This window comes from Halococcus thailandensis JCM 13552 (assembly GCF_000336715.1).
In the GTDB taxonomy this organism is placed as follows: domain Archaea; phylum Halobacteriota; class Halobacteria; order Halobacteriales; family Halococcaceae; genus Halococcus; species Halococcus thailandensis.
This window is the reverse complement of sequence record NZ_AOMF01000163.1, coordinates 129,048-143,045: the sequence shown is the minus strand read 5'-3', so window position 1 is coordinate 143,045 and position 13,998 is coordinate 129,048. Positions and strand designations below refer to the sequence as shown.

The 13,998-nt window shown below is 67.1% G+C and carries 11 protein-coding genes; 4 read left to right on the top strand and 7 right to left on the bottom strand.

What is annotated here, in order from left to right:
* Positions 1-47: 47 nt before the first annotated feature.
* From C451_RS13600 to C451_RS13590, 3 genes are all read right to left on the bottom strand, one after another.
* Complete coding sequence (locus C451_RS13600; RefSeq protein WP_007741443.1) at positions 48-398, bottom strand: nuclear transport factor 2 family protein; 351 nt, start codon at positions 396-398, stop codon at positions 48-50.
* Between the two features lie 55 nt (positions 399-453).
* The gene (locus tag C451_RS13595) at positions 454-1,644 is read right to left on the bottom strand and encodes an MFS transporter (protein ID WP_007741442.1); all 1,191 of its coding nucleotides are present in this window, start codon (positions 1,642-1,644) and stop codon (positions 454-456) included.
* A 65-nt stretch (positions 1,645-1,709) separates the two neighbouring features.
* Complete coding sequence (locus C451_RS13590) at positions 1,710-2,687, bottom strand: aldo/keto reductase (protein WP_007741440.1); 978 nt, start codon at positions 2,685-2,687, stop codon at positions 1,710-1,712.
* Positions 2,688-2,794: 107 nt separating this feature from the next.
* Between C451_RS13590 and C451_RS13585 the strand changes: the two genes are divergently transcribed.
* A complete protein-coding gene (locus C451_RS13585; protein ID WP_007741439.1) occupies positions 2,795-3,253 on the top strand; it encodes an SRPBCC family protein in 459 nt (152 codons plus the stop codon).
* On the opposite strand, the gene C451_RS13580 is transcribed toward C451_RS13585, so the two are convergent.
* Positions 3,228-3,461, bottom strand: a complete 234-nt coding sequence (locus C451_RS13580; RefSeq protein WP_007741438.1) for a hypothetical protein — start codon at positions 3,459-3,461, stop codon at positions 3,228-3,230. The two genes, C451_RS13585 and C451_RS13580, sit on opposite strands and share 26 nt — an antisense overlap.
* 94 nt (positions 3,462-3,555) lie before the next feature.
* On the opposite strand from C451_RS13580, the gene C451_RS13575 reads away from it, so the two are divergent.
* The 3 genes from C451_RS13575 to gltB all read left to right on the top strand — a co-directional run bounded on the left by C451_RS13575 (position 3,556) and on the right by gltB (position 10,253).
* Positions 3,556-4,035, top strand: a complete 480-nt coding sequence (locus C451_RS13575) for an SRPBCC family protein (RefSeq protein ID WP_007741437.1) — start codon at positions 3,556-3,558, stop codon at positions 4,033-4,035.
* 55 nt (positions 4,036-4,090) lie between these two features.
* Positions 4,091-5,548: a proline--tRNA ligase gene (proS, locus tag C451_RS13570; RefSeq protein ID WP_007741436.1), complete on the top strand. Its 1,458-nt coding sequence runs from the start codon at positions 4,091-4,093 to the stop codon at positions 5,546-5,548.
* A gap of 142 nt (positions 5,549-5,690) precedes the next feature.
* Positions 5,691-10,253 carry a glutamate synthase large subunit gene (gltB, locus tag C451_RS13565; RefSeq protein ID WP_007741435.1) on the top strand — a complete coding sequence of 1,521 codons (4,563 nt, stop codon included), beginning with the start codon at positions 5,691-5,693 and terminating at the stop codon, positions 10,251-10,253.
* A gap of 18 nt (positions 10,254-10,271) precedes the next feature.
* On the opposite strand, the gene menE is transcribed toward gltB, so the two are convergent.
* From menE to C451_RS13550, 3 genes are read right to left on the bottom strand one after another with little or no spacing between them, the layout of a single operon-like run.
* Positions 10,272-11,744: an o-succinylbenzoate--CoA ligase gene (gene menE / locus C451_RS13560; protein WP_007741433.1), complete on the bottom strand. Its 1,473-nt coding sequence runs from the start codon at positions 11,742-11,744 to the stop codon at positions 10,272-10,274.
* Positions 11,741-12,751 (bottom strand): mandelate racemase/muconate lactonizing enzyme family protein, encoded by a 1,011-nt coding sequence (locus tag C451_RS13555; RefSeq protein WP_007741431.1) that lies wholly within the window; start codon positions 12,749-12,751, stop codon positions 11,741-11,743. Before C451_RS13555 ends, menE begins: the two co-directional genes overlap by 4 nt.
* On the bottom strand, positions 12,748-13,689 hold the full coding sequence (locus C451_RS13550; protein ID WP_080503544.1) for a 1,4-dihydroxy-2-naphthoate polyprenyltransferase: 942 nt from the start codon (positions 13,687-13,689) through the stop codon (positions 12,748-12,750). The genes C451_RS13555 and C451_RS13550 overlap by 4 nt, the downstream gene beginning before the upstream one ends.
* Positions 13,690-13,998 lie beyond the last annotated feature (309 nt).

Sequence of the window (13,998 nt, the reverse complement as noted above, 5' to 3'; positions counted from 1 at the left end):
TTCCGAATAAATCTGCTGAAACGAAAATTCCCGTACGGGATCGCGATTCAGACCTCGTCGCGGTCGGTGAAGGTGTATCGCCGCGCGATCGCTCCGTCGTCGAACTCGTGGATATCGGCGAAGCCGAACCCGACGTGCTTGCCGTTCTGCCGGCCGGAGAACGACCCCCGAACGGCGACCGTATCGCCATCGACGAGCACGTCGTGGACCTCGTGGGAGCCGTCGTCGAGCGGGCGACCCTCCTCGTAGAACGTTCGCAGCGCGTCGCGACCCTCGATGGCGTCCTGGCCGGGCCGTTCGTAGCTGACGTCGTCGGTGAACAGCGCGACGAGATCGTCGTAGTTCTCGGCGTCGACGAGTTCGTAGTACCGCCGGACCACGGATTCTGGATCGGCCATGCGTCGGCTACCGCTTCCAGCGGGAAACGTTCTCGGAAGCGATTGGTGTCGCCCCTCACGCGGAGTCGTGATCACCGAGCAGCACGCTCCGCGGGACATCGAGGCGGACGAGCAGCGGCAGCGTCACGATCACGACGCCGGCTTCGAGCGCCGCGGCGGCGAGGAAGGCCGCGCCGAAGCCGAAACTGTCGGCGATCGCGCCGCCGCCGACGGTGCCGACGAGGAAGCCGAGGCTGCCGAAGACGTTGAACCCGCCCATCGCCGTGCCGCGGTCGGTCGCGAGATCGGTGACGAGCGCCATCGTCGCTGGAGCGACGAGCGCGCCGGCGATCCCCAGAAGAATCATCGTCGCACCGGCGATCTCGATCGTCGGGGCGAGATAGACCGCGAGCACCGCGCCGCCGTAGAGCACCGACCCGGCGACGACGGGGAGCAGGCGACCGATCCGATCGGAGAGCCGGCCCATCGGATACTGACCGAGCGCGAACGGCGCGAAGAACAGGCCGAGCACGAGCCCCGCCGTGCCGGCATCGAGGCCGAACGTTTGCCTGAAGTAGAGCGTCCCGATGAGCGCGAAGAACCCTGCAGTAAAGCGGTCGGCGAAGCCGAACAGGTAGGGGAGTCCGAGCGCCGGCCGGTCGGCGAGCCCCGAGAGCGCCGCCCCGATGCCGCCCCGCCGGCTCTCGATCGTGCGCTCCGACAGTCGCACCGCGAGCAGCGCGACGAGACAGAGCAGGCCGGCGGCGACGACCAGCGGGACGAGCGGGCCGACGGCCGAGAGCTGGCCGCCGAGCGGCGCGCCGAGCGCCGTCCCCGAGCCGATGGCGATGCCCGCCGCACCCATGTTGCGGCCGTGCCCGCCCTCCATGTCCATCAGCATCGTTATCGACAGCGAGAACGCTCCGATGGTGAAGCTTCCCTCGACGAACCGGATGAGGAGCATCGTCGTGAAGCCGATCTCGGTGAACCACGCGAGCCCGACCAGGAGCGCGTAGCTCGCCACGCCGCCGAGCGCGCCGGCGACGATGAACCGGGAACGGCGGCCGCCGGCATCGCTCAGTGCACCCCAGACGCCGGCGAAGAGGACGAAGCCCGCGTATTCGGCCGCGAGAAACCACGTGCTCGCGTCGAGCGTCGTCTGCGCATCGAGTGCGGCGACGAGCTCCGGCACGCCGGGATAGAGTGCCACCTGTCCGAACATGACGGCGAAGATCATCGCCGCGAGCGTGGCACGGTCGGTGTTCACGGCGGTCGTACGGTCGAGACGCGGATAAAGCGAGTGGAACGCTATCGCACGACGGGTCGATCGACTCAGTCGTGGCCCGAGACGGGCACCGGTTCGTAGGGCTCTTCGAGATATTTCTGGTCGCTCTCGGAGAGCGATATATCGAGTGCCTCGACGGCCTGTTCGAGGTGTTCGACGCTCGTCGTGCCGACGATCGGTGCGTCGACCCACTCCTTGTGTAGCAGCCACGCCAGCGAGATCTGTGCCATCGTGACGCCCTTCTCGTCGGCGAGCTCCTGCACGCGCTCGTTGATCTCCCGCCCGCCGCCCGCGCGGTAGGGATGCTCGTAGAGGTGTTCCTCGCTCGCGCCGCGGTCGGTCGCGCCGATCTCCTCGTGGGGTCGGGTGAGGTAGCCGCGCGCGAGCGGGCTCCACGGCATGACGCCGATCCCCTCCTTGTCGGTGAGCGGGAGCATCTCGCGCTCTTCCTCGCGATAGACGAGATTGTAGTGGTTTTGCATCGTCACGAACCGTTCGAGGTTCTCCACTTCGCTCGTGTGCAGTGCGTCGGCGAACTGCTGGGCCCACATCGACGAGCCGCCGATATATCTGGCCTTCCCCCGGCGCACCGCGTCGTCGAGCGCGCCGAGCGTCTCGTCGATCGGCGTGTTCTCGTCCCAGCGGTGGGTCTGATAGAGGTCGATCGTGTCCATCCCCAACCTGTCGAGCGAGTTGTCGAGTTCCTGTTCGATGGCCTTCCGGGAGAGTCCGCCGGCGTTCGGATTCTCCTCGTCCATCGGATGATAGACCTTCGTGGCGACGACCGGCCAGTCGCGGTCGTAGCCCGCGAGTGCGTTGCCGAGCACGCGCTCGGACTCGCCGAGCGAATACATGTTCGCCGTGTCGAAGAAATTGATGCCGAGGTCGATCGCACGCTCGATGATCTCGTGGCTCTCCTCCTCTTCGAGCACCCAGTCGCGCCACTCCGAGCTGCCGAAGCTCATGCAGCCGAGACAGAGCCGACTGACTTCCATCCCCGTGTCACCGAGGGTCGTGTATTCCATAGCATGTCATCGGCGGCCGCTGGGAAAAACCACAGCAATCGACGTCGATACCGCTCATCGCCAGCGTTTGCCCGTCAGTATATCCTTCCCGGGGTCGGAGACGTGTCGTGGACACGTCCATCGAGCACACGCCCGACGGCCGCCGACTCGTGATTTCACGACCCATCGACGCGCCCGCGGACATCGTCTGGTCGATCCTCACCGATACCGAGCGCTGGCCCGAGTGGGGACCGTCGATCGCGGCCGTCGACTGTCCCGACCGATTCATCCAGGAGGGATCACGTGGCCACGTCGAGACCGTCGGTCCCAGCGTGCTGTTCTCGGGCCTGCCGGATAGCGGACTACGGGTTCCGTTTCGCGTCAGGAGCTGCGCCGATCGTCGGTGGACGTGGCGCGTCGCCGGCGTTCCGGCGACTGGCCATCGAGTCGAACCTGTGGATGAGAACTGTCGGGCGGCGTTCGAGATCCCGCTGCCTGCGGCGGCGTACGCACCCGTCTGTCGGCGGGCGCTGGTCGCGATCGAACGACTCGCCGGCGACGCTACTGACCGACGAGAACGTCGCTGACGGGTCGGAGGTCCTCTTTCAGTCCTGTGCCGTCGCAGTCGTCGTTCGGACAGTCGTATCGCCAGCCGTCCGTCGTCGCGTATCGCTCGGCGAAGCGCTCGCCACATACCTCACAGACCAACTGGGCGTCCGAACAGACGTCGCGGTGGAGTTCGAGTTCGAGTTCGCTGCCGAAGGTGCGCTTGCAGTTCCTGCAGGTCCGGGTCATACTTGCCGATTCTCAGCGGCGAGATATATGCGTGCCGCTTTTTTCGCCGTCGCCCGTCCGCGGGAGTTTTGCCCGCGCGGGGCGAGGGTGGACTATGGCCACCTACGAACGCGAGACGTACCTGCGCGCGCCCTTCGAGGACGTCTGGGAGTTCCACTCGGCGACCACCGGGCTGACCGCGGTCACGCCACGGTTCATGAACCTCCAGGTAGAGGCCTCGCGCGGCCCGGACGGCGAACCCGATCCCGATATTCTGGAGAAGGGGTCCGAGATCGACCTCTCGATGCGCCCGTTCGGCGTCGGCCCACGACAGGGCTGGACCTCCCGCATCGTCGAGCGGCGGCGCGACGGACAGGCAGGACTGTTCCGCGACACGATGCACGACGGCCCGTTCGAGCGCTGGGTCCACACTCACAGTTTCTACGCCGATGCCGGCGGGACGATCCTTCGCGATCGCGTGGAGTACCGCCTCCCGTTCGGCGAGCTCGCTCGCCTCGCCGAACCCTTCGGCGACATCGGTTTCGAACCGATGTTCCGCTATCGCCACCGCGAGACCAAACGCCGCCTCGAATAGCTCCGACACCTGTGCGAATCGTACCGTGTTTAACCCAGCGGACGGATCGGTATCTATGAGCGACCCACAGCAGGACCTCGGGATCACCGAATCGAAGGAGCACAGCCCCGGCGAGTGGTACGCCGAACTCGTCCAGAAGGCGGGGCTCGCGGACTACGCGCCGATGGGCGGGTTCATCGTCACCCGCCCCCGTGGCTACGCCCTCTGGGAAGGGATTCAGGACCATCTGGACGGCTGGTTCAAAGACACGGGCGTCCAGAACAGCTACTTCCCGATGTTCATCCCCGAGAGCTATCTCGAACGGGAAAAGGAGATCGTCGAGGGGTTCGACCCGGAAGTCGCGTGGGTGACGGAGGCGGGCAACGACGAACTCGACGAGCGCCTCGCGGTTCGCCCGACCAGCGAGTCGATCATCACGCCGTTCATGAGCCAGTGGATCCGGAGCCACCGCGATCTCCCGATGCGCCTCAACCAGTGGTGTTCGGTGGTCCGCTGGGAGGCGACGGACACGAAACCGTTCTTCCGTACGAAGGAATTCCTCTGGCAGGAGGGTCATACCGCCCACCGCGACGGCGAGAGCGCGTGGGAGGAGACGATGCTCCGGCTCGAACAGTACCGCCGCCTCCACGAGGAGGTGCTCGCGATCCCCGTGCTGGAGGGGCGAAAGCCCGAACACGACAAGTTCCCGGGGGCCGACACGACGACCGCCGTGCAGTCGCTGATGCCCGATGGTAAATCCCTGCAGGCGGCGACGAGTCACTACCTGGGCGACGGGTTCGCCGAGGCGTTCGACGTGACCTACGTCGACGAGGACGAGAACGAACACGTCGCGCACACGGCTTCGTGGGGGCTCTCCTGGCGCGCGCTCGGCGGGATGGTCATGACCCACTCGGACGATCAGGGGCTCGTCCTCCCGCCCGCGATTGCACCCGAACAGGTCGTGGTCGTGCCTATCTGGCAGGAGGACACCCAGGAGGAGGTGCTCGATTACGCCGCTGAACTCGCCGCCGAGCTCGACGAGGCGGGCTTGCGGGTGGAGCTTGACGACCGCGACGGGCGCAACCCCGGCTTCAAGTTCAACGAGTGGGAGCTCAACGGCGTCCCGCTGCGTATCGAGATCGGGCCGCACGAGGTCGAGGATGAAGAAGCGACGCTCGTCCACCGCCCGGACGGCGAATCGATCGTCGAGGGGCGGGACGAGATCGCCGCCACGGTCGAGGACCATCTCGACACTGTCTACGCGAAACTCTACGCCGCCGCCGAAGAGGAGCTCGAAGAGAACGTCCGCGAGGCCGGGAGCCGCAACGAACTGCTCGGTACGATCGGCCAGCACGGTGGCTACGTCAAGACCGCCTGGTGTGGCGAGGAAGGCTGCGAGACCGAGATCAAGGACGAGATCGCCGCCGAGATCGTGATGGTCCCGCTCGACGAGGACGAGGGGCCGATCGACGATACGTGTGCGATCTGTGGCGACGACGCGACCGAGACGGCCTACTTCGCCAAATCCTACTGAGAAGCTCCACTATCCCGCCATCTCCCTCTCTTTCGGCGCTGACGATCGTCGGAACGATTCCTACCGTCCCTTATTTGGTATTAGCACACATTTAGTCCTTCAGGGTCAACCTCTTATACACGACCGGAAGACTCGGGTGCAGATGGTTAACACATACCCCTCTGGAGAGCAGTCGGCGGCCACGGGACTGGCCGATCCGTCCGAGCAGCGCGCGAACTGCGGCGTCGGGGTCGTCATGGATCTCGACGGGGAGGGGGGCCACTCGGTCGTCGCCGACGGGCTCGATCTCCTCGCGAACCTCGAACATCGCGGGACGACCGGCGCGGAGGAAGACACCGGCGACGGTGCTGGCGTCATGCTTCGAACGCCCCACGACTTTTTCGCCGACGAACTCCCGATCGAACTCCCCGAGATCTATGCTGTTGGATCGCTGTTCTTCCCGCAGGACGACGCCGCGCGCGAGGCGCTTCAGGAACTCGTCGCCGACGCACTCGCCGAACACGATCTCTCGGTCGCCCACTGGCGGGCGGTCCCGACGGACAACGCCGAACTGGGTCGAACGGCGCTCGACTCCGAACCCGCAGTCTTTCAGGCGATCGTCGTCCCTGACGAGGACCTTGCCACCGACGAGTTCGACACGCAACTCTACGTCGGCCGTCGGACGGTCGAACAGCGCGTCGCCGGGCGCGAGCCCGTGGGCCACGAGCAGTTCTACGTCTGCTCGCTCGACCGCCGGACGCTCGTCTACAAGGGACTGCTGAAGGGCGATCAGCTCGGCGGCTACTACCCCGACCTCCGGGACTCGCGGCTCGCCTCGACGTTCGTCATGGTCCACGCGCGGTTTTCGACCAACACGCTCGGCGCGTGGCATCTCGCCCATCCCTACCGGCGAACCGTCCACAACGGCGAGATCAACACGATTCAGGGCAACGTCAACTGGATGCGCGCCCGCGAGACCGACATCGACACCGACGAGTTCGACGTCGATGCGGTCAGGCCGGTGATCGCCGATGCGAAGCAGTCGGACACCGCGAGCGTCGACAACGCGCTCGAACTCCTCATGGAATCGGGCCGCGAGCTCCCACACGCGCTCAGGCTGCTGATCCCGGAGGCGTTCCGCGGCGACGAACACGAGATGAGCGACGAGCGCCGGGCGTTCTACGATTTCCACGCCTCGCTCTCCGAGCCGTGGGACGGGCCAGCACTGGTGGCGGCGACGGACGGCGAACGGGTCGGCGCGGTGCTCGATCGCAACGGGTTCCGGCCCTGTCGCTACGACGTGACGACCGACAACCGGCTCGTGATGGCCTCCGAGACCGGGGCGCTCGATTTCGACCCGGCGAACGTCGCCGAGCGTGGCCGGCTCGAACCCGGCCAGCTGTTCCTCGCCGATCCCGAGGAAGGGCGCGTTCTACCTGACGAGGAGGTGTTCGCGGAGCTGACCGACGAGAACTACGGCGAGTGGATCGACGAGGAGCAGGTAATTCTCGATGAACTCGTTGACGCGGCCGGCGATCGTCAGGGACACGCGAAATCCGAGGACGACACCGATCTCCGCAGCCGGCAGGCGCTCTACGGCTACACCCACGACGAACTCGACAACCTGCTCGAACCGATGGCGACCACGGGGACGGATCCGGTCGGCTCGATGGGCGACGACACACCTCTCTCCGTTCTCTCGCAGTTCAACCGCCCGCTGTTCAGCTACTTCAAACAGCTGTTCGCGCAGGTGACGAACCCGCCGCTCGACTACATCCGCGAGGAACTGGTGACGTCGCTCGAAACGCGCCTCGGCAACCAGCGCAACCTGCTCGCCGAGTCGCCGGCCCACGCCCGCCAGCTCGTCGCCGAGTCGCCCGTTCTCTCGAACACCGAGACGGCAGCGATCAGGGGGATGGGCGACGAGGCAGCGAACGGAATGAAGAGTCGGATCGTCGACATCACCTACGACGTCGACGGTGACCTCGAATCGGCCGTCGAGCGCGTGCGGCGCGAGGCGACCGCGGCCGCCGACGAGAGCGATATTCTAGTGCTCTCCGATCGAACGGCGAGCGACGAGCGGGTGCCGATCCCGTCGCTGCTGGCGACCGGTGCCGTCCACCATCACCTCGTGCGCAACGGCCGTCGCAACCGCGTCGGGCTCGTCGTCGAATCGGCCGACCCTCGTACCGTGCACCACGTCGCGGCACTGATCGGCTACGGTGCGGGGGCGGTCAACCCCTATCTCGCCTACCGGACGATCGCGGATCTCACGCGCGGCGCGGACGGTGCCGATCGCGATGCGGCCGTCGCGGCCTACCGGGGAGCGCTCGAAGACGGGCTCTTGAAGACCATGTCGAAGATGGGCATTTCGACGGTCCAGAGCTATCAGGGAGCCCAGATCTTCGAGGCAGTCGGACTGGACTCCGAGTTCGTCGCCGACTACTTCGAGGGGACGACCGCCCGCACGGAGGGGATCGGCCTCGCGGAGATCGAGTCGGACCTCGAAGATCGCCACGCGCTCGCGTTCGGCAACGAGCCCGATATCGAACGGCAGGGCGAGTACGAACACCGCTCGGACGGGATCTTCCACGAGTGGAACCCGCAAACCGTCGGCACGCTCCAGCAGGCCGTCAGACAGGGTGATTACGAGCAGTACGAGGAGTTCGCCCGCCTGATGAACGAGCAGAACGAGCAACTCCAGACGCTGCGCGGCCTGCTCGAGTTCGACAGCGAGCGCGAACCGATTCCGGTAGAAGACGTCGAACCGATCCACGAGATCGTCGAGCGGTTCTCGACGGCGGCGATGAGCCTCGGCAGCCTCTCGCCGGAGATGCACGAGACGAACGCGGTCGCGATGAACAGACTGGGCGCGAAATCGAACACCGGTGAGGGTGGCGAGCCGCCAGCGCGGTTCGATACTGAGAAAGAGTGCCCGGTCAAGCAGGTGGCGTCGGGCCGGTTCGGCGTCACTTCGGAGTATCTCACGTCGGCGGACGAGATACAGATCAAGATGGCCCAGGGCTCCAAACCCGGCGAGGGCGGCCATCTCCCCGGCAAGAAGGTCAACGAGATGATCGCCCACGTCAGATACGCGACGCCGGGCGTCGGTCTCATCTCGCCGCCGCCGCTGCACGACATCTACTCGATCGAGGATCTGAAGCAGCTGATCCACGATCTGAAGGCGGCGAACCCCGAGGCGGACATCAACGTGAAGCTCGTCTCGGAGGCGGGGATCGGCACGATCGCGGCGGGTGTGGCGAAGGCCAACGCCGACGTCGTCCACATCTCGGGCCACTCCGGGGGCACGGGCGCGAGCCCGCGCACCTCGATCAAGAACGCCGGGCTCCCCTGGGAACTCGGACTGGCCGAGGCGAACCAGCTGCTCCGCGAGACCCGACTCCGCTCGCGCATCCGGGTCTCGGCCGACGGCGGGATGAAGACGGGTCGTGACGTGGCTGTCGCGGCGCTTCTGGGAGCCGAGGAGTACGTGTTCGGAACTGCTTCCCTCGTCACCTCGGGCTGTGTGATGGCCCGCCAGTGTCACGAGAACACCTGTCCGGTCGGCGTCGCCACCCAGCGCGAGGAGCTCAGGGAGCGATTCCCCGGCGAGCCCGAGCACGTCATCAACTACATGACGTTCATCGCCCAGGAGCTCCGCGAGATCATGGCCGAGCTCGGCTTCGCGACAGTCGAGGAGATGATCGGCCGACCCGAGTTCCTCGCTCAGCGCGAGGACGTCGACAACGAGAAGGCCAGGAAACTCGATCTCTCGTCGATGCTCGCCGAGCCGCGCAGCGACGGCGAGCCGGGTACCGAGCGCACGAAGGTACGAGAACAGACCCACGAGATCGACGAGCAGCTGGATCACGAGCTGATCGCCGACGCCGAGGCAGCGATCCAGGACGGAAAACCGGTCTCGCTCAGCAGGAACATCTCGAACGCCGATCGTGCGGTCGGCGCGCTGCTCTCCAATCACATCTCCCGCGAGCACGGCGGCGACGGTCTCGCCGAGGATTCCATAACCGTGGACTTCGACGGGACGGCCGGCCAGAGCTTCGGGGCCTTTCTCGCCGCGGGCGTGACGATGCATCTGACCGGGACCGCCAACGACTACGTCGGCAAGGGACTCTCCGGTGGGAAACTCGTCGTGAACACGCCGCCGACCGCGCCCTACGAACCCGAGGCGAACAGTTTGATCGGGAACGTCGCCCTCTACGGCGCGACCGAGGGCGAGATCTACGTCAACGGAAAGGCCGGCGAGCGGTTCGCGGTGCGCAACTCCGGGATCAAAGGTGTCGTCGAATCGATCGGCGACCACGGCTGCGAGTACATGACCGGGGGAGCGATCGCGGTGCTCGGCGAGACGGGCAAGAACTTCGCGGCCGGCATGAGCGGCGGCGTCGCGTACGTGCTCGACAGAGAGGGCGAGTTCGAATCGCGCGTCAACCACGGCATGGTGCGGACGACCGCCGAACTCGACGAGAAGGACGAGCGGATGCTCCGTCGACTGGTCGAAAACCACGTCACCTACACCGATTCCGACCGAGGGCAGTCCGTTCTCGATGACTGGGACGAGGAGCTGGCGAATTTCGTGAAGGTGATGCCCGAGGCCTACGCCGACGTCATCGACGAGCGCGAGGGTGCGGACGTGCGGACACGGCCACCGACTGCGGCAGCGCCCGACACCGACGGTCAGCCGGTCGCGGAGGGTGGCGCTGACTGAGAGCCACGACCGATCCGATCAGTCGCCGTTGTCCAGCAGGCGCTCCCGGACGGCCGCACGCTCGACGGTGCCCGAGGCGGTGCGGGGAAGTTCGTCGGCGAACGCGATCGTCCGCGGGAGTTTGAAGCCGGCGAGGCGCTCGCGGCAGTAATTTCGAATCGCCTCGTCGTCAGCGACGTCACCGACGACGAGCGCGCCGACGCGTTCGCCCCAGTCGGGATCGGGAAGGCCGACGACGCCGGCGTCGTCGATGGCCGGATGGGATCGGAGCACGCGGGCGATCTCGCTAGGAGCGACGAGCTCCCCGCCCGTCGAGATCATCTCGTCGCGCCGACCGGTCACCCAGAGCCGCCCGCCCGCATCGTGATGGCCGACGTCACCGGTGTGAAAACCCCGGTCCGAGAACGCCCGCGCCGTCGCGTCGGGGTCGTTGTAGTAGCCCGCGAACACCGTCGGGCCGGACACGACGAGTTCGCCCGTCTCGCCGATGTCGACGGGTCTCCCGTCGCCGTCGAGAACCGAGAGATCGGTGCCCAGGAGTGGGCGACCGACCGTGCCGGTGTAGGCGAACGCCTCTCCGGGACGGGCGGTGGCGACCTGCGAGGCCGTCTCGGTCATGCCGTATGTGGGATGGACGGGAACATCCCGTTTCTCGCAGCGCTCGACGAGTTCTTCCGAGGCAGGCGCACCGCCCAGGAGGACGAACCGGAGCGAGTCGGCGAGCGACCCCGCGTCGAGCAGCCGGCGGAGCATCGTCGGCACGAGCGAGATCCCGGTGCAGTCGAACCGTTCGAGTGCGTCGAGCGTCGTCTCGGCATCGAATTCGCCCGGAACGACGACGGTCGTGCCGTAGAGCGCGGAGCGAACGATCGGCGCGAGCCCGCCCATGTGGTAGACCGCGAGCGGGTCGAGCCAGCGGTCGTCGGGCGTGACGCCGAGCCGAAACGCCGAGGCGACGGCGCTCGCGCGGAGATTTTCGGTCGTGAGCACGACGAGTTTCGGCTCACCGGTCGTCCCCGACGTGGCGAGCATGACCGCCGGCTCGTCGACCTCGCGCGTGGCAGGCGCGAACTCCGCGGGCGAAACGCTATCGAGAGCGGTGACGTCCGCGTGCTCCGTGTCGTCGACGGAAGCGGTCGGAACGTCCACCGAGAGCTCGACGGCGGTGTCGGCGGTGTCCGCCCCGCAGACGAGCGCCGCGAGCTCCGCGCGCTCGACCTGTCTGTCGAGCTCGGCGGGCGTGAGACGCGTGTTCAGTGGGACGAGCACGCAGCCGAGGCGCGCGGCCGCGTGGACGAGGACGACGGTCGCGGGCCGTGTTTCGAGCAGGCAGCCGAGATGCTCGCCAGCGACCCCGAGTGCCGCGAGTCGGCCGGCGACCTGCTCGACGCGCTCGTCGAGATCGCAATACGTCCACTCCACTCCCCCAATCCCGAGGAGCGCGGTCGCGTCGGGCGAGGCCTGCACGCGCTGGGCGAGCACGTCGGTCATCCGTCCTCCAGGGGCGCGCTGCCAGGTTCCTGTGGCACGCGCGCGTGACCATCGTCGATCGGTGCCGGGTCCTGTACGAGGTTCTCGGCGAGTCGATCGGCGGTCGCGAGCCCGGCTGCCGGCGGGTCGGGGAGGCTCGCTGCGACGTGGACGGCCCCCGCCCGTGCGAGCGCGCCGTCGATCGTCGTCGTGAGAACTGCCTCGCAGCCGGCCTCGTGGGCAGCGAGCACGGCCGAACGCGCGCGATCCGGCCCGCCGAGTGCCATCGGTTTCACGATCAGGACGTCCGCGGCGTCGGCGGCGAGAACGCGCTCGACGGAGTGGGTCGCGAGCGATTCGTCGAGCGCGATCGGCAACCGTCCCCGAAGATCGGCGTGGCTGGCGAGATCGTCCGCGGGAAGCGGTTGTTCGACGTACGCGAGCCCCGTGTCGGCGAACCCATCGAGCGCTATGCGTGCTGCCTCGCGATCCCACGCGCCGTTCGCGTCGGCACGGAGCTCGATATCGTTCCCGACCGCCTTTCGGACGGTGGCGACGCGCTCTACGTCTTCCGCGACCGCCCGTGCGCCGACTTTGATCTTGAGGGCCTCGAACCCCTGTTCGACCGCCGCGGTGGCTGCAGCGACGGTCTCGTCTATCGAGCCGTCACCGATCGTCGCGTTCACTGGAAGGTCGTCCGTCGGATCGCCGCCGAGGTGGCGGTAGAGCGGGAGATCGGCGGCACGCGAGCGAGCGTCGGCGAGCGCGAGCGCGAACCCGTGGCGGGCGGCCGGCGTTCCGTCGAGTGTGTCGAGTGCTGCCGACCAGTCGTCGATATCGTCTGCGCGGTCGAGCGCTGTCCGACATTCGTCGAGCGATTCGGACCAGCCGGGCAGCGGTGTCGCCTCGCCGATGCCTCGCGTCCCTTCGTGGTCGATCGTGACGAGAAACCCCTCCCTCGTGTCGATCGTGCCCCGGGCGGTCGAGAGCGGGCTCGCGAGCGCCAGCGAGAACGGCTCGATCTTCATAGCATCCCCGGCAGCGCGAGGCCGAGCGCGAAGAGGACGGAGTGAGCCGCGAGCAGTTTGCCCACCCGTTCGAGCGCGGGGTTGAGCGCGTCGCCGTCGGTTCTGGCCAGAACGGTCGTGGCGATCGAGGCGGCGTACGGCAGCGTCAGCAGCGGTGCGAGCACGAGCGCACCGGAGCCGGTGAGCCAGAAGACGACGGGGATCACGTAGGCCATCCCCGTCATGAGCAGGAACTCGGCGCGACTCCAGCGGTAACCGAGGAGCACTGCGAGCGAGCGCTTGCCCGCCGCCATGTCGGTCTCGCGATCGCGCAGATTGTTGACGATCAGGATGTTGGTCGAGAGGCCCGCGGCGGGCAGGCTCGCCACGACGGCCGCGAGCGGCAGCGTGTCGGGCGGGAGCCAGAGCGGGAACGAGCGCGCGAAAGCCGCAGCCTGCACGTAGTAGGTGCCGCTGACGGCGACCAGCCCGAAGAAGACGAACACGAAGAGATCGCCGAGGCCGTACCAGCCGTAGGGGTAGGGACCGCCGGTGTAGAGGATCCCCGCGGCGACGCTCGACAGGCCGACGATCACGATCGGCAGGCCGCCGACGAAGACCAGATAGCTGCCGAGAACGATTGCGAGCGCGAACGTGGCGATCATCGCGCGCCGGACCTCGCTCGCCCCGATGAGGCCCGACTGGGTGACTCTGGTGAAGCCGTCGCGATCCTCGGAGTCGACGCCGGATTTGGCGTCGTAGTAGTCGTTCGCGAAGTTCGTCCCGATCTGGATGAGCAGCGCGCCGACGAGTGCCGCCAGCGCGGGCAGCGGGGCGAACACGTCCATCGCGACGGCGAGACCGGTGCCGACGAACACCGGCGCGGCGGCCGCCGGCAGCGTCTGCGGTCGCGCGGCCATCAGCCACGCACGACCACGGGAGACCTCCTGTGTACTCATTTCCGGAAAATCAGGCAGCCGGGAGCGTTAACGTTGGGGTACGGATCGGAAACGATACCGACGAGTCACCACGTTGCGTTCGAGAAAGCGTAGCGCCCTCGACAGCTGCCGCGTTTCACGGTGTGACACATGCGTCAGTGTTTGAAACGCCGGTCAGGGAGTAAGTATAGGGCACTCTGATCCGTGTATTCAAACGGAACCAGAGGGTTCCGGTCACACGGGAACACGGTCCGCTGCCCTGGCATCACCGCGCACCCTTCCCGTGTCTGTTTTCGATACGACGGCGTTCCGGAAGGTTTGATTGGCCGC

Bases quoted from the DNA above. Each gene is read 5' to 3' on its own strand.
- C451_RS13600 (WP_007741443.1), bottom strand. From the start codon at position 398: ATGGCCGATCCAGAATCCGTGGTCCGGCGGTACTACGAACTCGTCGAC.
- C451_RS13590 (WP_007741440.1), bottom strand. From the start codon at position 2,687: ATGGAATACACGACCCTCGGTGACACGGGGATGGAAGTCAGTCGGCTC.
- C451_RS13580 (WP_007741438.1), bottom strand. From the start codon at position 3,461: ATGACCCGGACCTGCAGGAACTGCAAGCGCACCTTCGGCAGCGAACTC.
- C451_RS13575 (WP_007741437.1), top strand. From the start codon at position 3,556: ATGGCCACCTACGAACGCGAGACGTACCTGCGCGCGCCCTTCGAGGAC.
- proS (WP_007741436.1), top strand. From the start codon at position 4,091: ATGAGCGACCCACAGCAGGACCTCGGGATCACCGAATCGAAGGAGCAC.
- gltB (WP_007741435.1), top strand. From the start codon at position 5,691: ATGGTTAACACATACCCCTCTGGAGAGCAGTCGGCGGCCACGGGACTG.
- menE (WP_007741433.1), bottom strand. From the start codon at position 11,744: ATGACCGACGTGCTCGCCCAGCGCGTGCAGGCCTCGCCCGACGCGACC.
- C451_RS13555 (WP_007741431.1), bottom strand. From the start codon at position 12,751: ATGAAGATCGAGCCGTTCTCGCTGGCGCTCGCGAGCCCGCTCTCGACC.
- C451_RS13550 (WP_080503544.1), bottom strand. From the start codon at position 13,689: ATGAGTACACAGGAGGTCTCCCGTGGTCGTGCGTGGCTGATGGCCGCG.